Origin of the sequence: Microbacterium trichothecenolyticum, assembly GCF_000956465.1 — a bacterium.
GTDB classification, from domain to species: Bacteria; Actinomycetota; Actinomycetes; order Actinomycetales; family Microbacteriaceae; genus Microbacterium; species Microbacterium trichothecenolyticum.
This window is the reverse complement of record NZ_JYJA01000028.1, coordinates 111,763-132,538: the sequence shown is the minus strand read 5'-3', so window position 1 is coordinate 132,538 and position 20,776 is coordinate 111,763. Positions and strand designations below refer to the sequence as shown.

Annotated in this window: 19 protein-coding genes; 3 read left to right on the top strand and 16 right to left on the bottom strand. The window is 70.9% G+C overall.

The features are described 5' to 3' along the window. Nucleotides 1-3: 3 nt before the first annotated feature. The 8 genes from RS82_RS05605 to prmC form a co-directional block, all read right to left on the bottom strand. The gene (locus tag RS82_RS05605) at nucleotides 4-795 is read right to left on the bottom strand and encodes a F0F1 ATP synthase subunit delta (RefSeq protein ID WP_045297532.1); all 792 of its coding nucleotides are present in this window, start codon (nucleotides 793-795) and stop codon (nucleotides 4-6) included. Then, the gene (locus RS82_RS05600; protein ID WP_045297530.1) at nucleotides 795-1,352 is read right to left on the bottom strand and encodes a F0F1 ATP synthase subunit B; all 558 of its coding nucleotides are present in this window, start codon (nucleotides 1,350-1,352) and stop codon (nucleotides 795-797) included. The genes RS82_RS05605 and RS82_RS05600 overlap by 1 nt, the downstream gene beginning before the upstream one ends. Before the next feature lie 29 nt (nucleotides 1,353-1,381). Beyond that, entirely contained in the window at nucleotides 1,382-1,618 is a 237-nt protein-coding gene (gene atpE / locus RS82_RS05595; protein ID WP_045297529.1) for an ATP synthase F0 subunit C, read from the bottom strand. A 46-nt stretch (nucleotides 1,619-1,664) separates the two neighbouring features. Then, nucleotides 1,665-2,456, bottom strand: coding sequence for a F0F1 ATP synthase subunit A (gene atpB / locus RS82_RS05590; RefSeq protein WP_245619524.1), 792 nt, complete (start codon nucleotides 2,454-2,456; stop codon nucleotides 1,665-1,667). Nucleotides 2,457-2,623: 167 nt separating this feature from the next. Then, complete coding sequence (locus RS82_RS05585; RefSeq protein ID WP_045297527.1) at nucleotides 2,624-3,127, bottom strand: Cg1360 family ATP-synthase-associated protein; 504 nt, start codon at nucleotides 3,125-3,127, stop codon at nucleotides 2,624-2,626. Then, on the bottom strand, nucleotides 3,124-4,332 hold the full coding sequence (locus RS82_RS05580) for an MraY family glycosyltransferase (protein ID WP_045297526.1): 1,209 nt from the start codon (nucleotides 4,330-4,332) through the stop codon (nucleotides 3,124-3,126). Before RS82_RS05580 ends, RS82_RS05585 begins: the two co-directional genes overlap by 4 nt. Then, nucleotides 4,329-5,090 (bottom strand): L-threonylcarbamoyladenylate synthase, encoded by a 762-nt coding sequence (locus tag RS82_RS05575; RefSeq protein WP_045297525.1) that lies wholly within the window; start codon nucleotides 5,088-5,090, stop codon nucleotides 4,329-4,331. The genes RS82_RS05580 and RS82_RS05575 overlap by 4 nt, the downstream gene beginning before the upstream one ends. A 58-nt stretch (nucleotides 5,091-5,148) precedes the next feature. After that, nucleotides 5,149-6,027 (bottom strand): peptide chain release factor N(5)-glutamine methyltransferase, encoded by an 879-nt coding sequence (gene prmC / locus RS82_RS05570; protein WP_045297523.1) that lies wholly within the window; start codon nucleotides 6,025-6,027, stop codon nucleotides 5,149-5,151. Nucleotides 6,028-6,175: 148 nt separating this feature from the next. Between prmC and cysK (RS82_RS05565) the strand changes: the two genes are divergently transcribed. The 3 genes from cysK (RS82_RS05565) to epsC all read left to right on the top strand — a co-directional run bounded on the left by cysK (RS82_RS05565) (nucleotide 6,176) and on the right by epsC (nucleotide 8,735). Beyond that, entirely contained in the window at nucleotides 6,176-7,114 is a 939-nt protein-coding gene (gene cysK, locus RS82_RS05565; protein ID WP_045297522.1) for a cysteine synthase A, read from the top strand. 86 nt (nucleotides 7,115-7,200) lie between these two features. Further along, on the top strand, nucleotides 7,201-8,154 hold the full coding sequence (cysK, locus tag RS82_RS05560; protein WP_045297521.1) for a cysteine synthase A: 954 nt from the start codon (nucleotides 7,201-7,203) through the stop codon (nucleotides 8,152-8,154). Continuing rightward, complete coding sequence (gene epsC, locus RS82_RS05555) at nucleotides 8,151-8,735, top strand: serine O-acetyltransferase EpsC (RefSeq protein ID WP_045297519.1); 585 nt, start codon at nucleotides 8,151-8,153, stop codon at nucleotides 8,733-8,735. The genes cysK (RS82_RS05560) and epsC overlap by 4 nt, the downstream gene beginning before the upstream one ends. Nucleotides 8,736-8,791: 56 nt before the next feature. On the opposite strand, the gene RS82_RS05550 is transcribed toward epsC, so the two are convergent. The 8 genes from RS82_RS05550 to lysA form a co-directional block, all read right to left on the bottom strand. Beyond that, on the bottom strand, nucleotides 8,792-11,581 hold the full coding sequence (locus RS82_RS05550; protein WP_045297518.1) for a helix-turn-helix transcriptional regulator: 2,790 nt from the start codon (nucleotides 11,579-11,581) through the stop codon (nucleotides 8,792-8,794). 73 nt (nucleotides 11,582-11,654) lie between these two features. Beyond that, nucleotides 11,655-12,053 carry a phage holin family protein gene (locus RS82_RS05545; RefSeq protein ID WP_045297517.1) on the bottom strand — a complete coding sequence of 133 codons (399 nt, stop codon included), beginning with the start codon at nucleotides 12,051-12,053 and terminating at the stop codon, nucleotides 11,655-11,657. A gap of 172 nt (nucleotides 12,054-12,225) precedes the next feature. Further along, the gene (prfA, locus tag RS82_RS05540; protein WP_045297568.1) at nucleotides 12,226-13,308 is read right to left on the bottom strand and encodes a peptide chain release factor 1; all 1,083 of its coding nucleotides are present in this window, start codon (nucleotides 13,306-13,308) and stop codon (nucleotides 12,226-12,228) included. Between the two features lie 21 nt (nucleotides 13,309-13,329). After that, nucleotides 13,330-15,594, bottom strand: coding sequence for a transcription termination factor Rho (gene rho / locus RS82_RS05535; protein ID WP_045297516.1), 2,265 nt, complete (start codon nucleotides 15,592-15,594; stop codon nucleotides 13,330-13,332). Nucleotides 15,595-15,797: 203 nt separating this feature from the next. Then, nucleotides 15,798-16,745: a homoserine kinase gene (gene thrB / locus RS82_RS05530; protein WP_045297514.1), complete on the bottom strand. Its 948-nt coding sequence runs from the start codon at nucleotides 16,743-16,745 to the stop codon at nucleotides 15,798-15,800. Continuing rightward, nucleotides 16,742-17,830, bottom strand: a complete 1,089-nt coding sequence (gene thrC / locus RS82_RS05525) for a threonine synthase (protein WP_045297513.1) — start codon at nucleotides 17,828-17,830, stop codon at nucleotides 16,742-16,744. The genes thrB and thrC overlap by 4 nt, the downstream gene beginning before the upstream one ends. Nucleotides 17,831-17,854: 24 nt before the next feature. Further along, nucleotides 17,855-19,168, bottom strand: coding sequence for a homoserine dehydrogenase (locus tag RS82_RS05520; protein ID WP_045297512.1), 1,314 nt, complete (start codon nucleotides 19,166-19,168; stop codon nucleotides 17,855-17,857). Beyond that, a complete protein-coding gene (lysA, locus tag RS82_RS05515; RefSeq protein ID WP_045297510.1) occupies nucleotides 19,165-20,649 on the bottom strand; it encodes a diaminopimelate decarboxylase in 1,485 nt (494 codons plus the stop codon). The genes RS82_RS05520 and lysA overlap by 4 nt, the downstream gene beginning before the upstream one ends. Nucleotides 20,650-20,776 lie beyond the last annotated feature (127 nt).

The following is a 20,776-nucleotide window of genomic DNA, read 5'->3' as shown; positions in this document are numbered from 1 at the left end:
GTGTCAGCCGGCGAGCCGCTGACGGAGGTCGGCCAGACGCGCCGACACGCTCGCGTCGATCACGTCATCGGCGATCTGCACGCGCAGGCCGCCGACCACGGTCGGGTCGACGATGGTGTTCAGCGAGACGGGCGTGCCGTAGCGCTTGGTGAGGGCGGAGGCCAGTCGCTCGCTCTGCGCAGCGCTCAACGGAGCCGCCGCCACGACGGTGGCGACCGCGCGGTTGCGCTGGTCGGCGACGAGCCGGGTCGCGCGCGCGAGCAGCTGACGCACGCGGCGCTCACGGGGCTGACGGACGAGAGCGGACGCGATCAGCGTCGCCCCTGCGCTCGCACGGCCCTGGAGCAGCTTCTCGACGAGCGTGCCCTTCGCGGCGGAGTCGCCCAGCCGGCTCCCCAGTGCGAGCTCGAGCTCGGGATTGTCTGCGACGGTCCGCGTGAACGCGAAGAGTTCGGCCTCGACGTCGGCGCTCGCGTCGGCGACCGCGACGGCGCGCACGGCGAGCTCCTCGATGCCGTCGACGAGATCGTCGGACGAGGACCACCGCTGAGCGACGGCGGTCGTCAGCAGCGACGCCGTCGTGGGCTTCACGGCCCCGCCGAACACGTCGGCGACGACCTTGCGGCGGGCCTCGGCCGACGCGGCGGAGTCGGCGAGCGCGCCGCTCAGCTGCGACGAGTCGCCCACGGCGCGCGCGACGGCGAACAGCTCGCCGGCCACGTCGAGGTCGACGCCCGACGCGGCGCGCAGCGCCGCCGTCGTCGCCGCCAGGGCCTGAGTGGTCGCGCTGCCCATTACGCCTTGGCCCCTTCGGACTCCTCGAGCTCCGCGAGGAAGCGGTCGACGACGGCCTGAGCCTTCTTGTCGTCGGACAGCGTCTCGCCGATCACGCCGCCGGCGAGGTCGAGGGCGAGCGTGCCTACCTCGCTGCGCAGCGACACGAGAGCCGTCTGGCGCTCCGCCTCGATCTGGGCGTGCGCGGTCGAGGTGAGACGCGCGGCTTCCGCGGATGCGGTCTCCTTGGCCTCGGCGACGATCTTCTTGCCGTCCTCACGGGCGGCGTCACGGATCTCACCGGCCTCCTTGCGCGCGTCCGCGAGCTGCGAGGTGTACTCCTCGAGTGCAGCCTCGGCCTTGCGCTGGGCCTCATCGGCCTTGGCGATGTTGCCTTCGATCGCGGCGGAACGCTCGTCGAGCAGCTTCTTCATCCGGGGAAGGGCGACCTTCCAGAAGATGACGAGGATGACGATGAAGCACACCGACGACCAGATGATGTCGTACCACGCGGGGAGGAGGGGGTTGTGCGCCTCCGCACCCTCTTCCGCGGCGTACGTGACAAGAGCGTGCAGCATCCTGTCTCCTTACGACTGGGTGTTCGCGGTCAGAAGCCGAAGATGAAGCCGGTCGCGATGCCGATGAAGGCGAGCGCCTCGGTGAAGGCGATACCGATCCACATGAGCACCTGCAGGCGGCCGGCCAGCTCGGGCTGACGGGCGACGCCCTCGATCGTCTTGCCGACGACGATGCCGACGCCGATGGCCGGGCCGATCGCGGCGAGGCCGTAACCGACGGTGGCGATGGATCCGGTGACCTCGGCGAGAACCGTAGTTGCGTCCACGGGGGTGTTTCCTTTCAGTTGTGGGCGGCTTTCCAGCCGTCCCGTATCAGTGCTCTTCGGCGACCGCGAGCTGGATGTAGACCGCGGTGAGAAGGGCGAAGACGTAGGCCTGGAGGACAGCCACCAGGATCTCGAACAGGGTGAAGACGAAGCCGAACGCGAGGCTGCCGGCGCCGAGGATCGACCACCAGCCGCCCAGGTCGAAGATGAAGAACTGCGTGGCGGCGAAGAACAGCACCAGCAGCAGGTGGCCGACCATCATGTTCATGAGGAGTCGGAGGGTCAGCGTCACCGGCCGGATGATGAAGGTCGAGATCAGCTCGATCGGCGTGACGATGATGTAGATCGGCCACGGCACGCCCGACGGGAAGAGCGAGTTCTTGAAGAAGTTCTTCGGGCTCTTCTTGATGCCGGCGTAGATGAACGTGACGTAGCTGACGACCGCGAGCGTCAGCGGCACGGCGATGATGCTCGTGCCGGCGATGTTCAGGAACGGGATGATGCCCGTGATGTTCATGAACAGGATCATGAAGAAGAGCGTCGTGAGGATCGGCAGGAAGCGCTGGGCGTCCTTCTTGCCGAGCAGGTCCTCGCCGATGTTGACGCGGACGAAGTCCAGTCCCATCTCGACGAGGCTCTGGAAGCGACCCGGTACGACGCGCATGCGGCGCGTGCCGAGCCAGAAGATCACGACGACGGCGATCGTGGCGAGGAACTGGATGAGGTGGATCCGAGTGATCGGAACACCCGCCAGATTGAAGAGCACCTCGGGGAAGAACTCATCGATCGAGGGCCCGTGGAAGACGGGCGGTTCATCCGTGGCAAAGGGGGCGATCAGGGTCGCAGCATGAATAGACAGCGCTGGCTCCAGCTTCGGGGCACCGGTCGAGAACCGTTGCGACGATGGTCGATGAGCGTCACTCCGCAAGTACTCGCTGAGCGAGTGGGCGGGCGCTCGTTCAGCCTATCAAACTTGTGAGGTCGCTGAATCCGCGCGGCGGCGGATCAGGATCCGTCGGACTCGTCGTCGCGCCTGTCCCCCGCGTCGGGGTCGGTCGGAAGCTCCACATCGCTGACGTGCGGCACCCGCATCCGCACCATGACGACGACGTCCACGGCCAGCGAGGCGAGCACGCTCACGACCGCTGCGACGAAGAACACCCTGGGCTCGATCCAGGGCTGACCGCGCAGGACGAGGAGGATCACGATGAACACGACGAACTTGAGGATCCACCCGCCCATCACGATGCCGAAGAAGATCGGCACGTAGAGCGGGTCGCCGAACCAGCGGTTCGCGATGAGGATGCTCGCCCCCGTGATGCCGAGGAACACCGCGGCGACCAGGACGCCGGCCAGGGCGCTCCAGAGGCCCGTCGTGCCCGCGACGAGGAAGCCGACGACCGCGCCGACGACCGCGAGGATGGCGGTGACCGTGCCCGACCACACGAGAACGGTGCGCAGGATCGGGGTGCTGGAGATCGGGGTGCGGGGATTCGGGCTGGTGCTCATCGGGCGTCCTCCTGTGCGGGCGCGGGATCGGGCTGCGGTTCGGGTCCGGGAGCCGAGGGGGCCGCCGGTGCGGAGACGGGCCGGCGGTGTGAGGGAAGAAGCGTGACGACGAGGCATGCGGCGATGCCGACGATGCCGTAGAACACGCCGAACAGATAGTCGCCCGGCCACTGCAGGGTGGTGCCGATGTACATCAGCAGCACCGACAGACTCACCAGCGCCGTCCACGCGTAGAAGATGAGCACGGCGTCACGATCTGTGTGGCCCATATCGAGCATGCGGTGGTGGAGGTGCTTGCGGTCGGGCGAGAACGGCGACTTGCCTCGGCTCATGCGCCGCACGACGGCGAGGCCGAAGTCGAGCAGCGGGAGCAGCACCACGACGACCGGCAAGAGGATCGGGATGAACGCACCCAGGAGCTGCGAGCGGCCGAACGCGTCGTTGTCGGCGATCATCGCGGGGTCGAAGTTGCCGGTGATCGAGATCGCCGAGCACGCCATCAAGAGTCCCAGCATCAGCGCCCCGGCGTCGCCCATGAACAGGCGCGCGGGGCTCCAGTTGAGAGGGAGGAACCCGATGCACGCGCCGATGAGCACGGCGGCGATGAGCGAGGACAGCGTGAAGTAGGTGCTCGAGCCGATGTCGCGGAACACCATGTAGGAGTACGCGAAGAAGACCGCGTTCGCGATCAGGCACACGCCGGCGACGAGGCCGTCGAGGCCGTCGATGAAGTTCACCGCGTTCATGACGACGACGATCGAGAACACGGTGAGGGTGAAGCTCGCCCAGCTCGAGAAGATCGTCATGCCGCCCAGCGGCAGCGTGTAGATCTGGAGCTGCCCGAACCACGCGATCACGCCGGCCGCGAGGAACTGCGCGCCGAGCTTGATCATCCAATCGAGGTCCCACAGGTCGTCGAGCACGCCGATCACGACGATGAGCGCGGTCGCGCCGAGCAGTGCGTACATCTGCTGGGGCTGCGCCCAGACGATGGAGAAATACGGATGCTGCGACGACACCGCGAACGCCGCCAGCACGCCGATGAACATGGCGATGCCGCCGAGGCGCGGCGTGGGGGTCTTGTGGACGTCGCGTTCGCGGATGCCCGGGTACAGCTTGTACTTGAGGCTGAGTCGCCACACCGCCCACGACAGGACGAAGGTGACGGCCGCCGTGAGGAGGATCGTGAAGACGTACTGCTTCACGAGCGGTCGGGTTCCGGCGCCTCGGGCGCCGCAGCCTCGTCGGCCGGAGCCGGGCCCGGGGGCCCGGAGGCGTCGGCGTCGGGCTCGGAGCCCGGGTCGGGCTCGAGGAGGTCGCCGAGCACGTCGCGCAGCTGCTCGCGGCTGACCGCGCCGTCGCGCAGCACGCGCACCAGGGGCGCGTCGCCGACGACGAGGCTGGTCGCGTCGATGATCGTCGAGGGGATGCCGGTCTTGGACGGCCCATCGCCGAGGTAGACGGCGACGCTGTCCTTCAGCATCGCTTCCGCGTCCTCGGCGGTGATGCCGGCCGCCATGCCGGTGAGGTTGGCGCTCGAGACCGCGAGCGGACCGGTCTCTTCGAGCAGCTCGAGGGCGATGCGGTGCGCGGGCATGCGCACGGCGACCGTGCCGCGGGTCTCGCCGAGATCCCACGACAGCGACGGCTGCGACGGCAGCACGATGGTGAGGCCTCCCGGCCAGTACGCCTCCACGAGGCGCTCGATGGGCTCGGGGACCTCGGCGACGAGCGCGCGCAGCGTCGTGAGTCCTGCGACGAGCACGGGCGGCGGCGACTGGCGTCCGCGGCCCTTGGCAGCGAGCAGGCGCGCGACGGCGGCGTGGTCGAAGGCGTCGGCGGCGACGCCGTACACGGTGTCGGTGGGGATGACGACGAGCTCGCCGCGGCCGATGGCCTGGCGCGCCTGGCGCATGCCGGTGAGCAGCTGCGCCTCGTCACGGCAGTCGTAGATGGGGGACATGTCAGAGGAAGTCTAGTTGCGCGGCCCCGGACGAACGCTCCGAGACCGGGACGGGCGATCAGGGATGCAGGGCGGTGGTCGCGCGGTCGCGCATCGTGAGGTCGGGGTGGGTCGAGGCGGCGCGCCAGCCGTCGGCCTCGAGGATCCCGCGGATCGCCTCGCCCTGCCACTCGCCGTGCTCGATCACGATCATGCCGCCGGGGTGCGCGAGGCGCAGGCCCACCCCGCTCAGCACGCGGACGACGTCGAGACCGTCCTCTCCCCCGTACAGCGCCGCGGGCGGATCGAAGAAGCGGACTTCCGGATCCCTCGGGATCGCAGCATCCGGGACATACGGAGGATTGGATGCCACCACCGAGACCGTGCCGTCGAGCTCACCGAACGCGTGGGCGAGGTCGATGAACGCGAGCGAGGCGTTGTCGGCGCCGACGTTCGCGAAGTTCTCCTTCGTCCACACGAACGCGTCGACCGAGTTCTCGGCAGCGTAGACGCGCGCATGCGGCACCTCGGTCGCCATCGCGAGGGCGATCGCACCGCTGCCGGTGCCGAGATCCACCCCGATGGGAGACGCGGATGCCGCGGCCCGCAGCGCATCGATTGCCAGCTGCGCGACCACCTCGGTCTCGGGACGCGGCACGAAGACCCCGGGGCCGACCCGCAGCTCCAGGTGGCGGAAGGGCGCGGTCCCGATGATGTGCTGCAGCGGCTCGCGAGTGACGCGGCGGGCGACCAGCTCGTCGAGGCGGGAGGCCTGGGCGGCGGTGAGGCGATCGCCGCGGATCGCGCCGGCCTGCACTCCCCCGCGCCCGGAGCCGAGCACGAAGGCGGCCAGCAGCTCGGCGTCGACGTACGGATCGGCGACGCCGACCTCGGCCAGGCGCGCGGCGGCGCGGCGGAGGGAATCGGAGAGCAGGGGGGATTCGTCGGGAGAAGCCATGACCGCATCCACTTTAGGGCCGGCTCCGTGCGAGGCGCACGGGAGGGTACCGCGTGCCCGCCACCCTTTCGTCACAGAAGGACTCACGGAAAACACCTCCCCCTAGGCTGGTGCTCGATTCAGCCGAGAACCCGCGAAAGGTCCCGACATGACCGGCATCCATCCCGACATCACGTCCGCATTCGGCAACACGCCGCTGGTGCGCCTGAACCGCGTCACCAACGGTGCCGGCGCGAACGTCCTGGCGAAGCTCGAGTTCTACAACCCCGCCTCGAGCGTGAAGGACCGTCTGGGAATCGCGATCGTCGATGCCGCGGAGGCCTCGGGCGAGCTGAAGCCGGGCGGCACGATCGTCGAGGCGACCAGCGGCAACACCGGCATCGCGCTGGCCATGGTCGGCGCGGCGCGCGGGTACCGCGTGGTCCTCGCGATGCCCTCGTCGATGTCGATCGAGCGCCGCCTCCTGCTGAAGGCCTACGGCGCCGAGCTCGAGCTCACCGACCCCGCCGGCGGCATGAAGGGCGCGATCGCGAAGGCCGAGGAGCTCGTCGCCGCCATCCCCGGCGCGATCCTCGCCCGCCAGTTCGAGAACCAGGCGAACGTCGAGATCCACCGCAAGACCACCGCGGAGGAGATCATCCGCGACACCGATGGCCAGATCGACTACTTCGTCGCCGGCATCGGCACCGGCGGCACGATCACCGGAGTCGGCCAGGTGCTGAAGGAGCGCGTGCCCGGCGCCAAGGTCGTCGCCGTCGAGCCGGCCGACTCGCCGCTGCTCACGAAGGGCACGCCCGGCCCGCACAAGATCCAGGGCATCGGCCCCAACTTCGTGCCGGCGATCCTCGACCAGGGCGTCATCGACGAGGTCATCGACGTCGAGTTCCCCGACGCGATCTCGACGGCACGCGCCGTCGGCGCGCAGGACGGCATCCTGGTCGGCATCTCGTCTGGCGCGGCGATCTGGGCGGCGCTCCAGGTGGCTGCACGCCCCGAGGCCGCCGGCAAGAACATCGTCGTCATCGTCCCGTCGTTCGGCGAGCGGTACCTGTCGACCGCTCTCTACGAGGATCTGCGCGAAGATTGAGTCGTCACGACGGCGCGCCGGCTCAACCTTCCTGGGGCGTCGGCGCGCCGTCGTCGTTCGCAGCGCCTTAATCGAGGGAGCACCACGTGCCCGGGATCCATTCCGACATCACCACCGCCTTCGGCGAGACGCCGCTCGTGCGGCTGAACGCGCTCACCGAGGGCCTCGGCGCCGAGGTGCTCGCGAAGCTCGAGTTCTACAACCCGGGCTCCTCGGTCAAGGACCGCCTCGGCTACGCGCTCGTCGAGGCCGCAGAGGCGGCCGGAGAGCTGGTGCCGGGCGGCACCATCGTCGAGTCCACGAGCGGGAACACGGGCATCTCGCTCGCGCTGATCGGCGCCGCGCGCGGGTATCGCGTCATCCTGACGATGCCCGCGTCGATGTCGAAGGAGCGTCGCACGCTGCTGAAGGCCTTCGGGGCCGAGCTCGTGCTCACCGACCCGTACAAGGGCATGACGGAGGCGGTCGAGACCGCCCAGCGCATCGTCGCCGAGACTCCCGGCGCGATCCTCGCGCGCCAGTTCGAGCACGAGGCGAACGCCGCGATCCACCGCAAGACCACCGCCGAGGAGATCTGGCGCGACACCGAGGGCCGCGTGGACTGGTTCGTCGCGGGGTCGGGCACCGGCGGCACGATCACCGGCGTCGGCCAGGTGCTCAAGGAGCGGAACCCTCACGTCAAGATCGTCCTCGTCGAGCCGAAGGACTCCCCCGTCCTGACGGAGGGCCGCGCCGGCGGCCACCGCATCCAGGGCATCGGGCCGAACTTCGTCCCAGAGGTGCTCGACCGATCGGTCGTCGACGAGATCTTCGACGTCGAGTTCGACGACGCCATCACGGTCGCGCGCGAACTCGCCACCCGCGAGGGCATCCTCGCCGGGATGTCGGCCGGTGCAGCCGTGTGGGCGGCGCTGCAGATCGCTGCACGCCCTGAGGCCGCCGGGCAGCGCATCGTCGTGATCGTGCCCGACTCCGGCGAGCGATACCTGTCGACCGCGCTTTACGAGCACCTGCGCGAGCCGGAGGCCGAGACCAAGTGACCGACGAGCGCATCGGATTCTTCGCCCGGGCCCGGGAGGACATCGCCGCGGCGAAGCTCCGCGACCCCGCGGCGCGCGGCGGCCTCGAGATCGCCGTGCTGTACCCCGGCCTGCACGCGATCTGGGCGCACCGCGTGTGGCACGCCCTGTGGACCCGGGACCTCCGCTTCGTCGCGCGCGCCGGATCCCAGATCACCCGGTGGCTCACCGGCATCGAGATCCACCCGGGCGCCACCATCGGCCGCCGCTTCTTCATCGACCACGGCATGGGCGTCGTGGTCGGCGAGACCGCCGAGGTCGGCGACGACGTCATGCTCTACCACGGCGTCACGCTCGGCGGCCGCCAGCGCGAGGGCGGCAAGCGCCACCCCACGATCGAGGACGGCGTCGCCGTCGGCGCCGGCGCCAAGATCCTCGGCCCGATCACGATCGGCGCGGGATCCGTCGTCGGCGCGAACGCGGTCGTGACCAAGGACGCCCCCGCCGACAGCGTGCTGGTCGGCGTGCCCGCGAAGCCGCGCGCCCGCCGTGTCGGCGACGACACCCGCGCCCTGCTCACGACGCCTGAGTACCACATCTGACGCGGCCGGGATGACGGATGCCGCGGCCTGGCGCGGCGCCGCGGGTCCGGCCGGGTCTACGCCGCGCTGCGACGGTAGATGGCGGCGGCGGCGGTGCGCGAAGGCGCGTCGAGCTTGCGCAGGATCGCCGACACGTGCACCGACACCGTCTTGACGCTGATGTAGAGCCGCTGCGCGATCTGTCCGTTGCTGAGCCCTTCGGCGACCAGCTCGAGCACCTGCTCCTCGCGGGCGGTCAGCAGCGAGCGCGGGGCGACCTCGCCGAGGCCGGCATCGGTCATCACGTCGTGAGCGCGCGCGGCGAGTCCGTCCGCCCCGAGCTCCTCGGCGTACGCGGTGGCGGCGGCGAGCGCCTCCTTCGCTGCGGTGCGCTCACCCGCCGCAAGCAGCGTCTCGCCGTGCCGCAATCGTGCGTACGCGCGGATGTAGGCGGGACCCGCCGCGTCGATCGCGGCCGCCCACGGGCCCTCGCCGAGCTCGGCGGCGAACACCGCTGCCCACAACGGGGTGACCGGCCAGTCCTCGAAGGTCGCCAGCACCTCACGGTAGGGCTCGATGTCGGTGTCGTCTCCGCGTTCGCGCAGCATCACGGCAGCCCGGGCCGCGATCGCGGTCAGCGGCAGGGCGAGCACGCCGCCGGCGGGCGTCTCCCACGCCAGGCGAGCGTGCGCCAGCGCCTCGTGCGCATCGCCGCGGGCGAGGGCGAGCTCGCCGAGGTCGTAAGCCATGCCGAACCGCGTCTGATACTCGTAGGCGCCGAACCGGTCAAGCTCGAGGCGTGCCGCCTCCAGCGCCGTCTCGGCGCCGTCGATGCGACCGCGCCAGATCGCGAGACAGACCAGCCGCTCACGGAGGAACGCGGAGTAGAGCCCCGGTTCGACCAGCGGCAGCAGTCCCCCGAGCTCTTCGGCCTCGCGGAGGCGTCCGGCGTAGATGTGGGCCTCGATTACGTTGGCCTCGATCATGACCAGGGGCCCCACGTCGGCGACGTGGGATCGCCCGTACTCCAGCCCTTCCTGCGCCACCGCGACCGCGTCGTCGTACCGCCCGACCTGCATCAGCGTGTTCGAGTAGTTGATGTAGTAGCGCATCATCGCGCGCACGAACCCGGTCGAGTACCCGCGCGCCTCGTCGAAGAGCGCGACGCCGCGCACGTCGCCGATGCTGGCGCGGCAGGTCGCGGAGATGAGCAGAGCCTGCGCCACGATCTCGGCCGCGGCAGGGTCGCCGGCCGACTCCGCCATCTGTGCCGTCGCGCGCGCCTGCGCGGCCACCTCGTCGCCGAGGACCTGGCGCCCGTTGAGCATGTGCACGCGCGCCGAGCTGAGCAGCAGTCCGGCGCGCTGCACGCCGTGGCGCGGATCGTCGCCGAGGATCGCGAGCGCCTGCTCGATGCTCTCGATCCCGTCCGACACCCCGGCCTGGAACTCGATGGTGGCGAGGTCTCCGAGCATCTCGGCGCGGCCCACGACGTCGTCCGCGGGCCACAGCGCCACGGCCTCCTGCGCGAACGCGAGGGCTCGATCGTTCCGGTTCGCCGACACCAGCGCCGCGGAGGTCCGCCGCAGCACCTCGGCGCGCGGCATCCCGCACACCTCCTCCGGCTCGGGAACCGCGTCCCAGAGCTCGAGCACCCGCTCCCCCGCCTCCGCCGCCGTCGACCACGCCGAGGCGACGCTCGCGGCGCGCTGCGCCGCCACCCCGGCAGCCAGGGCGCGGTCGGGCACGCGCGCGGCGCGCCAGTGGTGGGCGATGTCGGCGAGCACGCGCGCCGTCGGAGCCGAGTTCTCGAGCGCGACGGCGTACGCGGTGTGCAGCCGCGTCCGCTCGGTCGGGAGGAGCTCTGCGTAGACCGCCTCCTGCATGAGCGCGTGGCGGAACGCGTAGGCATCCTCGCGGATGACGACGACCTGCGCGTCGACCGCGCTGCGCACGGCTTCTTCGAGGGCCGCCTCATCGTCAGCGAACACATCGCGCAGCACAGGGTGCGCCACCTCGACACCGCCGGTCGCCAGCACGCGTGCGAAGCGGCGGGCCTCGGCATCCAATCGCTCGTACCTCAGCAGGAGCACGTCCCGCAGCGATACCGGAAGCCGGGCGCCGGAGAAGCTCGCGAGTTCTTCGACGTAGAACGGGATCCCCTCGCTGCGAGCGGCGATGTCGTTCAGCACACCGGGTGCGAGCGCATCGCCGTGCACGGCGGTGGCGAGCGCGCCGACCTCAGCGGGGCTGAGGCGTGCGAGGGGACGGTGCGTCAGCAGGCGCGCGCGATCGAGCTCGGCGAGGACCGGACGCAGCGGATGCGCCCGCCCGACGTCGTCGGTGCGGTACGACAGCAGCACGAAGAGAGGCAGCGCGGCCGCGCGGCGGACGAGCCGCGCCGCGATGTCGCACGTCGTGCTGTCAGCCCAGTGGAGGTCCTCGATGATGACGACCAGCCGGTGCGTGCGGGCCAGCTGGGAGAACAGCTCGACGACGACGTCCGCGAGCCGCTCGGCGTCGCCGGCGCTGTCGGCGAGAGCCGGCACGAGCACGCCGAGCGCGTCCGCGCCCGGGCCGGCGGCCTCGCGTACCGCCTCCACGCCGAGCGCGTCGACGAGGTCGCGCAGAAGGTCGGTGATCGCCGTCAGCGGCGCCGGCCCCGAACCGGAGTCGACGCAGGCTCCCCGCACGACGACGGCGCCGTCGAGACTCTCGGTGAAGTCGCGGAGCAGGCGGGTCTTGCCCATCCCGGCATCACCCGACACGACGACGGCGCGGCCCTCCGCGCCGACGGCGTCGACCTCTTCGCGCAGCGCGTCGAGGTCCGCCTGGCGGCCGACGAGGGGCACCCGGCCGATCTGCATACCGCCTATCATCCCACCAGCCTCGTGACTGAGGCGGCTGGTCGGGATCGGGAGGAATCCCTATCCTCGGACGTCAGCCGCGGCGGTCCTGCACCTTCTTCTTGATGAACAGCGGCGGCAGCAGCCACGTCGCGAGCGCGGTGACCAGCCACACGATGAGCGTCCCGATGATCCAGGCGACCGGGCCGTCGATGCCGATACCCGCGGCAGGGATGAGCACAGCGATGAGCAGGGCCACGAACGTCGAGAGCAGTCCGATGCCCCCGATCAGCGCGTTGGCGTGCCGGCGCGTGATCTTGAACAGCCAGGGCGCGAGCACGCTCTGCAGCACGGCGAAGATGACGACGGCGAGGAGGATCCCCCACCAGTCGTTCCAGTGGAGGTAGAAGCCGGGCAGGATCAGGTCGGCGACGACAAGTCCGAGCGCCGCCGAGACCAGGAAGATGAGGGCGCGGATGAGCAGCGTGAGCACGCTCGAAGCCTAGCGGCGAAGCATCCGTCCCTCGCACGCGCCCGCGCGCCTGCCCCGCAGTGCCGCCTGCTCGAGTCGCCGAGACACTCCGGGGCGCGGCAACCGCCATCGGCGTGTCTCGGCGAGCCGTAGGCGAGCGAGGCAGCGTCTGACGACGAACGCGGGCAGCGCGTCAGGCGTCGTCGGAGCCGAGTGCCGCGAGACGGGCCTCCTCGTCGGCGGTGATCGCCGACTCGATGAGCGGCTCGAGGGCGCCGTCCATCACCTGGTCGAGGTTGTACGCCTTGTAGCCGGTGCGGTGGTCGGCGATGCGGTTCTCGGGGAAGTTGTACGTGCGGATGCGCTCCGACCGATCCATGCCGCGGATCTGCGACTTGCGGGCGTCGGATGCCGCGGCCTCGAGCTCCTCCTGCTGCTTGGCGAGGAGGCGTGCCCGAAGCACGCGCATGCCTGCCTCGCGGTTCTGCAGCTGCGACTTCTCGTTCTGCATCGACACCACGATCCCCGTCGGGACATGGGTGATGCGCACCGCGGAGTCGGTCGTGTTGACCGACTGACCGCCCGGGCCCGACGAGCGGAAGACGTCGATCTTCAGGTCGTTCGGGTCGATGTGGATCTCTTCGGGCTCATCGACCTCGGGGAACACCAGCACGCCGGTCGTCGACGTGTGGATTCGCCCCTGCGACTCGGTCGCCGGCACCCGCTGCACACGGTGCACCCCGCCCTCGTACTTGAGGTGCGCCCACACGCCCTGCGCGGGATCGGACGAGGCGCCCTTGATCGCGACCTGAACGTCCTTGTAGCCGCCGAGGTCGGACTCGTTGCGCTCGAGCAGCTCGGTCTTCCACCCCTTCGAGGCGGCGTACTGCAGGTACATGCGCAGGAGGTCGGCGGCGAACAGCGCCGACTCGGCGCCGCCCTCGCCCTGCTTGATCTCCATGATCACGTCGCGGGCGTCGTCGGGATCGCGCGGGATCAGCAGGCGCCGCAGGCGCTCCTGCGCCTCGGCCAGCCCGGCCTCGAGGGCCGGCACCTCCTCGGCGAAGGCGTCGTCCTCGCGGGCGAGTTCGCGGGCGGCATCCAGATCATCGGATGCCGCCACCCAGTCCTCGTGGGCCTTCACGATGCGCGACAGCTCGGCGTAGCGCCGGTTCACCCGCTTGGCGCGCGCCGCATCGGCGTGCACCGCGGGGTCGGAGAGCTCCTCCTGGACCGCGCGGTGCTCGTCGATCAGACCCCGGACAGAATCAAACATCGCGGGCTCGGGCATCGAGGATCAGCGGATGCTGTTGTCGTGATCGTGGCTGCGGCCACCGCCGTGCCCGTTCGCGGGCGCGGGGATCGACTTCTGCATCTGCACCAGGAACTCGACGTTCGACTGCGTCTCCTTGAGCTTGCCGAGCACGACCTCGAGGGCCTGCTGGGGCTCGAGGCCGGCCAGCGCGCGACGGAGCTTCCAGGTGATCTTGACCTCGTCGGGCGAGAGCAGCATCTCTTCGCGGCGCGTGGACGACGCGTTGACGTCGACGGCCGGGAAGATGCGCTTGTCGGCGAGCTGGCGGTTCAGGCGCAGCTCGCTGTTGCCGGTGCCCTTGAACTCCTCGAAGATGACGTCGTCCATCTTGGAGCCGGTCTCGACGAGGGCGGTCGCGAGGATCGTGAGCGATCCGCCGTTCTCGATGTTGCGCGCGGCGCCGAAGAAGCGCTTGGGCGGGTACAGCGCCGAGGCGTCGACGCCACCGGTGAGCACGCGGCCCGAGGTCGGCGCCGAGATGTTGTAGGCGCGGCCGAGGCGCGTGATCGAGTCGAGCAGCACGACGACGTCGCGGCCGAGCTCCACCAGGCGCTTAGCGCGCTCGATGGCGAGCTCGGCGACCGTGGTGTGATCCTCGGCGGGGCGATCGAAGGTCGAGGCGATGACCTCGCCCTTCACGGTGCGCTGCATGTCGGTGACCTCTTCGGGGCGCTCGTCGACGAGCACGACCATGAGGTGCACCTCGGGGTTGTTGTTCGCGATGGCGTTGGCGATCTGCTGCAGCACGATCGTCTTGCCCGCCTTCGGGGGCGCGACGATGAGGCCGCGCTGGCCCTTGCCGATCGGCGCGACGAGGTCGATGATGCGCTGCGTCAGCTTCTCGGGCGCGGTCTCGAGGCGCAGGCGCTCCTGCGGGTAGAGCGGCGTCAGCTTGCCGAACTCGACGCGCGCGGCGGCGTCGTCGACCGACAGGCCGTTGATCGCGTCGACCTTGACCAGCGCGTTGTACTTCTGGCGGCTGGACTGCTCGCCCTCGCGCGGCTGCTTGATCGAGCCGACGACCGCGTCGCCCTTTCGCAGGTTGTACTTCTTCACCTGACCGAGCGAGACGTAGACGTCGCTCGGGCCGGGCAGATACCCGGAGGTGCGCACGAACGCGTAGTTGTCGAGCACGTCGAGGATGCCCGCGATCGGGATGAGGACGTCGTCCTCGCCGATCTCGGTCTCGAACTCGTCGCCGCCGGCGGCGGCCTGCGTGCCACGGCGCTTGTTGCGCTGGCGGCCGCGGCCGTTGCCCTGGGCCGGCTGCTCGTCGTCCTGCGTGTCGGCCTTCGCCGGCTCCGCGACGGGCTGGGCGCTCTGGGTCTGGCCGCCCTGGGCGTTCTGGCCCTGTGCGGCTTGGCCGCCCTGCGCGTTCTGGCCCTGTGCGGCCTGGCCACCCTGGGCGTTCTGGTTCTGCGCGTTGCGGTTGCGGCTGCGGCTGCGGCTGCGGCTCCGGCTGCGCGACGGCGTCTCGGCGCCCTCGCCCTCGGCGGCCTGCTCGCCACCCTCGCCGGACTCGGCGGGCGCCTCGGTGCCTTCGGCGGGCGCCTCTGCGTCGGCGGCGGGCGCCTCGGTGCCTTCGGCGGGGGCGGATGCCTCTTCAGCAGCCTGCTCGCCGGCCTCGGCCGGTGCGGCCTCGGCGGGTGCCTCTGCCGGCGTCTCGGCCGGTGCTTGCGCGGCGGGCTCGGCCGGCGCGACATCGGTGCTCTTGGCACGGCGGGGAGCGCGCTTGCGCGGGGCCTTCGCGGGCGCAGCAGGCGCCTCGGCCGGTGCCTCGGCAGCCGCTTCGACGGCGACGACCTCGGCGACGACCTCTTCGGCCACGACCTCGGCGACGACGGCCTCGGCGACCGCGTCGGCGACAGCAGCCTCGGCGACGGCCTCCTCGGCGACGGCGTCGGCGATGATCGCCTCGGCGACGGCCTCCTCGGCCGCTTCCTCAGCGACCTCGGCGGCGGTGGCGTCACCCGACTCCTCGGCGACGATCGCCTCGGCGACCGCCTCCTCGGCGGCCTCTTCGGCGGCGAGCGCCTCGACGACGGCCTCGTCGGCGACGGCGACGGCCGCCTCGGCGACCTCGACGGCCTCTTCGGCGACGACCTCGGCCTCGACGGCCTCGATGACGGCTTCCTCAGCCACGGCCTCGGCCTGGGCTTCGACGCTGCCGGCGTCTCCGAATGCCTCGGGCGCTTCCGCGCGCTCGTCGGCCGGAACGTCGGCGTGGATCTCGGAGATGGACTCCACGAGTTCTCCCTTGTGAAAAACGGAACGATTGTGCACGATCGCACGGCGCTGCCGGGTGGCGTCTGCCTGTCTCGATCAGTTGTCACGCCTGTCGAGACACCCGCCGACGGGGTGAGGGACCGCGAGGGTGCTCAGCGGACGTCGGCAGGTCAGAATGCCGTGCGGTGGTTTCGCAGATTTGCGACGGAGGCCAGATTCACGTATTACGTGGAACCCTCCGCGTACTCCCTCACTGTACCACCCTTGAAGTCGACGGCGAGCATGAGCGCCTCCCACGGGGTGTCGGTCGCGGCAGCTGCGAGCGCCGCCGCCTCGAGGCGTCGTCCCGGGCCGTCGGCGAGCACGAGCACGCTCGGTCCCGCCCCCGACACGACCGCCGCGAAGCCCGCCGCGCGCAGCGCCCGCACCAGACCGTCGGTCTCGGGCATGGCGCTCGCGCGGTAGTTCTGGTGCAGTTTGTCCTCCGTCGCCGCCTGCAGCAGCTCGGGGCTCTGCGTGAGCGCCGCGATCAGCAGTGCGGAGCGAGAGACGTTGAAGACAGCGTCCTCACGGGGTACATGCATCGGCTGGAGGCTGCGCGCGAGCTCGGTCGACATCGTGAACGTGGGCACGAAGACGAGCGGCGACACCCCGCGGTGCACGAGCAGCTTCTTGTGCTGCGGGCCGCCCTCGTCCACCCACGCGATGGTGAGGCCGCCGAACAGGGCGGGTGCCACGTTGTCAGGGTGACCTTCGAGCTCGGTCGCGAGGCGCAGCAGGGCGTCGGGTCCGAGCTCGACATCGCCCTCGAGCAGTCCTCTGGCAGCCAGCAGGCCCGACACCACCGCCGCGCCTGACGAACCGAGGCCGCGTCCGTGCGGGATCACGTTCTTGGCGACGAGGCGGAGTCCCGGCATCCGTCGCCCGACCGATTCGTACGCGTACGCGATCGCCCGCACCACGAGGTGCGAGGCGTCGCGCGGCACATCGTCCGCACCGGCTCCCTCCACCTCGATCTCGAGCTCGCCCTCGGGCAGCGCCGTGACGTCGAGCTCGTCGTACACGCTCAGCGCGAGACCGAGGGTGTCGAACCCGGGTCCGAGGTTGGCGCTCGTCGCGGGCACCCGCACCACCACCCGGCGGCCGGGGGCCGGAGCGACGGCTGCGTTCACGCGGTCGCCGCCGCGGGAGCAAGCTCGAGGACGGATGCCACCTCCGACGTCGTGGCGTCGACCACGGTGGGCTCGACCTCCGAGCCGTCGGCGTTGCGCAGCGCCCAGTGCGGGTCCTTGAGGCCGTGGCCGGTGACCGTGAGCACGACGCGCGCGCCCTGGGGCACGATGCCGGCCTCGACCCGGTCGAGGAGACCCGCGACGCTGATCGCCGACGCCGGCTCGACGAAGATGCCGACCCCGCCCGCAAGGAGCTTCTGCGCCGCGAGGATGCGGTCGTCGTCGATGGCGCCGAAGTACCCGTCGGTCGCCGTGCGGGCCTCGAGCGCGAGGTCCCACGACGCCGGGTTGCCGATGCGGATGGCGCTGGCGACGGTCTCGGGGTTCTTCACGACCTTGCCGGTGACCAGCGGCGCCGAGCCGGCGGCCTGGAAGCCGAACATGCGCGGCACGCGCGTCGAGACGCCGGCCTCGGCCTCCTCGCGGTAGCCGCGCGTGTAGGCGGTGTAGTTGCCCGCGTTGCCGACCGGGATGAAGTGGAAGTCCGGGGCGTCGCCCAGCTGCTCGACGACTTCGTAGGCGGCGGTCTTCTGCCCGTCGATGCGGTCCGGGTTGACCGAGTTGACGAGGTGCACCGGGTAGTTGTCGGCGAGCTCGCGCGCGATCTCGAGGCAGTCGTCGAAGTTGCCGCGGATCTGGATGAGACGGCCGTTGTGCGCCACAGCCTGGCTGAGCTTGCCCATCGCGATCTTGCCTTCGGGCACGAGCACCGCCGCCGTGATGCCGGCGTGCGCCGCGTAGGCGGCCGCCGAGGCGGACGTGTTGCCGGTCGAGGCGCAGATGACGGCCTTCGCGCCGTGCTCGATCGCGCGCGAGACGGCGACGGTCATCCCGCGGTCCTTGAACGAGCCGGTGGGGTTCATGCCCTCGAACTTCACCCACACGTCGGTGCCGGTAAGGCGCGACAGCGCGGGGGCGGGCAGGAGCGGCGTGCCGCCCTCGCCGAGGGTGACCACGGTCGAGGCATCCGTGACGCCCAGACGATCTGCGTACTCGCGGAGGACCCCGCGCCAAACGTGTGCCATGTCAGTTCTCCTTCAGAAAAGTCTTCAATTGCCTTCGACGCGCAGCACCGAGACGACGCGCTCGACGACGCCGCTCGCGGCGAGGCGGTCGACCGTCTCGCTCAGGTCCTGCTCCAAAGCCTTGTGCGTGCCGATCACCAGTCGGGCAACGCCGCTCTCGCCCTCGGCCGACTCGACGACGGTCTGCTCGACGGTCGCGATCGACACGCGGCCTTCGCTCAGGATGCCCGCGACCGTCGCCAGAACGCCCGGCTGGTCGTCGACCTCGAGCGTGATCTGGTAGCGCGTGGTGACGCGTCCGACGGGGACGATCGGCAGGTTCGCGAGCGTCGACTCTCCGACGCCGACGCCGCCGGCGATGTGGCGGCGCGCCGCCGAAACGACGTCGCCGAGCACCGCGGACGCCGTCTGCACGCCGCCGGCGCCCGCGCCGTAGAACATGAGGTTGCCGGCAGCCTCGGCCTGCACGAACACCGCGTTGTTGGCGCCGTGCACGCTCGCGAGAGGGTGCGCGCGGTCGATGAGCGCGGGGTAGACGCGCACCGAGATGGATTCACCGGATGCCTCGGTCAGGCGCTCGCACACGGCGAGCAGCTTGATGACGTACCCCGCGTGGCGCGCGGCATCCATCATCGACTTGTCGATCGACGTGATGCCCTCGCGGTGCACCGCATCCAGCGGCACCGTGGTGTGGAAGGCGAGGCTCGCGAGGATCGCGGCCTTCTGGGCGGCGTCGTAGCCCTCGACATCGGCCGTCGGGTCGGCTTCGGCGTACCCGAGGCGCTGCGCGTCGGCGAGCACGTCCGAGAACTCGGCGCCCTCGGTGTCCATGCGGTCGAGGATGTAGTTCGTCGTGCCGTTGACGATGCCCATGATGCGCTGGACGCGGTCGCCGGCGAGCGAGTCGCGCAGCGGGCGGATGATCGGGATCGCGCCCGCGGCGGCCGCCTCGTAGTAGACCTCGGCACCCACCTGGTCGGCGGCGTCGAAGATCTCGGGCCCGTGCGTGGCGAGGAGCGCCTTGTTCGCCGTCACGATGTCGGCACCCGAGTTGATCGCATGGAGCAGGTACTCGCGCGCCGGTTCGATGCCCCCCATGAGCTCGATGACGATGTCGGAGCCCACGATGAGCGAGTCGGCGTCGGTCGTGAAGAGCTCACGTGGCAGGTCGACGTCGCGCTTGGCGTCGACGTCACGCACCGCGATGCCCACCAGCTCCAGTCGCGCACCCGCGCGGTCGGCGAGTTCGTCGGCGTGCTGTCGCAGCAGCGAGGCGACCTGCGAGCCCACGGCTCCGGCTCCCAGGAGTGCGACGCGGAGGCGGCGGTAGTCGGTCACTTCGGCTCGCTTCGCTCGCTCAGTACGGGCATGCGTTGGTTTCCTTCCGTCGGTGCTCCGGCGAGCTCGCGCCCGTCGTGCACGGTGCTGAGGCCGGCGTCGCGGGCGAGCAGATCATCGATCGTCTCGCCCCGCACGATGATGCGCGCCTCTCCCCCGCGCAGCGCCACGACGGGCGGGCGGGGGACGTAGTTGTAGTTGCTCGAGAGCGAGAAGCAGTACGCGCCCGTCGCGGGGACCGCGAGCAGGTCGCCGGGCGAGACGTCGCCCGGCAGGTACTCCGCATCGACCACGATGTCGCCTGACTCGCAGTGCTTGCCCACCACGCGCGACAGCGCCGGCTCGGCGTCGCTGGTGCGCGACGCGATGCGAGCCGAGAATTGCGCGCCGTACAGGGCCGGGCGGGCGTTGTCGCTCATGCCGCCGTCGACGCTCACGTACAGGCGGGTGTCGCCGCTCTCGAGCTCGACGGGCTTGGTCGTGCCCACTTCGTACAGGGTCACGCCTGCTCGACCGACGATCGCGCGGCCCGGCTCGAACGCGAGGTTCGGCATCGGGATGCCGCGCACCTCGCACTGCCGCGCGACCGCCTCGGCGATGCCCAGCGCGAGCTGCTCGATCGGGGTGGGGTCGTCGACCGACGTGTAGGCGATGCCGAACCCGCCGCCGAGGTTCAGGACCGGCAGCTCACCGCCTTCGCGAAGCTCGGCATGCAGTTCGACCAGGCGGGCGGCGGACTCCTCGAACCCGGAGGTGCCGAAGATCTGCGAGCCGATGTGGCAGTGCAGGCCCACGAACTCGAGCCCGGGGAGCTCACGGATGCGGGCGACGGCGGCGGGGGCATCCGTCAGCGTGAAGCCGAACTTCTGGTCTTCGTGAGCCGTGGCGAGGAAGTCGTGCGTCTCGGCGTGCACGCCGCTGTTGACCCGCAGCAGCACGGCCTGGGTCGCTCCGCGGCGCTCGACGATCGCCGCGAGACGCTCGATCTCGATGAGGCTGTCGATGACGATCGAGCCGATGCCCACCTCGACGGCCCGCTCGAGCTCGGCCACCGACTTGTTGTTGCCGTGGAAGCCCAGTCGCGCGGGGTCGGCGCCCGCCGCGAGTGCGACGGCGAGTTCTCCGCCGCTGCACACGTCGACGGCGAGCCCCTCTTCGGTGACCCAGCGCACGACCTCGGTGCTCAGGAACGCCTTGCCCGCGTAGTAGACGCGGGCCTGAACGCCGTGAAGCGCCGCCGCCGCGCGGAAGGCGTCGAGCGTGCGGCGGGCGGCCTGGCGCACCTCGTCCTCGTCCACGACGTAGAGTGGCGTGCCGAACCGCTCGCGCAAGGCGGTCGCGGGGATGCCGCCGAGCTCCAGCACGCCGTCGGCATCGCGCGCCGCGGCCGCCGGCCACACGGCCGGAGCGAGCCCGTTCGCGTCGGCGGGGCGTTCGAGCCACGCGGGAGCGACGGAACGGTGGTGCGGGTCGGCGGACACGGTGGACCAATCGGTGGGAGCTTCGACGCTGGCCGTCCGGGAGTCCGGGTGCGGCTCTGCCAGGCCGGAGGGGGTCACGCGCCTGGCGGTGGTAGCAGTCTAGGGCACACGACTCCGGAGGCCTGCG

Coding starts and splice junctions, on each gene's coding strand:
- RS82_RS05605 (WP_045297532.1), bottom strand. CDS start 795: ATGGGCAGCGCGACCACTCAGGCCCTGGCGGCGACGACGGCGGCGCTG.
- RS82_RS05600 (WP_045297530.1), bottom strand. CDS start 1,352: ATGCTGCACGCTCTTGTCACGTACGCCGCGGAAGAGGGTGCGGAGGCG.
- RS82_RS05585 (WP_045297527.1), bottom strand. CDS start 3,127: ATGAGCACCAGCCCGAATCCCCGCACCCCGATCTCCAGCACCCCGATC.
- RS82_RS05575 (WP_045297525.1), bottom strand. CDS start 5,090: ATGTCCCCCATCTACGACTGCCGTGACGAGGCGCAGCTGCTCACCGGC.
- prmC (WP_045297523.1), bottom strand. CDS start 6,027: ATGGCTTCTCCCGACGAATCCCCCCTGCTCTCCGATTCCCTCCGCCGC.
- cysK (WP_045297522.1), top strand. CDS start 6,176: ATGACCGGCATCCATCCCGACATCACGTCCGCATTCGGCAACACGCCG.
- RS82_RS05550 (WP_045297518.1), bottom strand. CDS start 11,581: ATGCAGATCGGCCGGGTGCCCCTCGTCGGCCGCCAGGCGGACCTCGAC.
- prfA (WP_045297568.1), bottom strand. CDS start 13,308: ATGTTTGATTCTGTCCGGGGTCTGATCGACGAGCACCGCGCGGTCCAG.
- thrC (WP_045297513.1), bottom strand. CDS start 17,830: ATGGCACACGTTTGGCGCGGGGTCCTCCGCGAGTACGCAGATCGTCTG.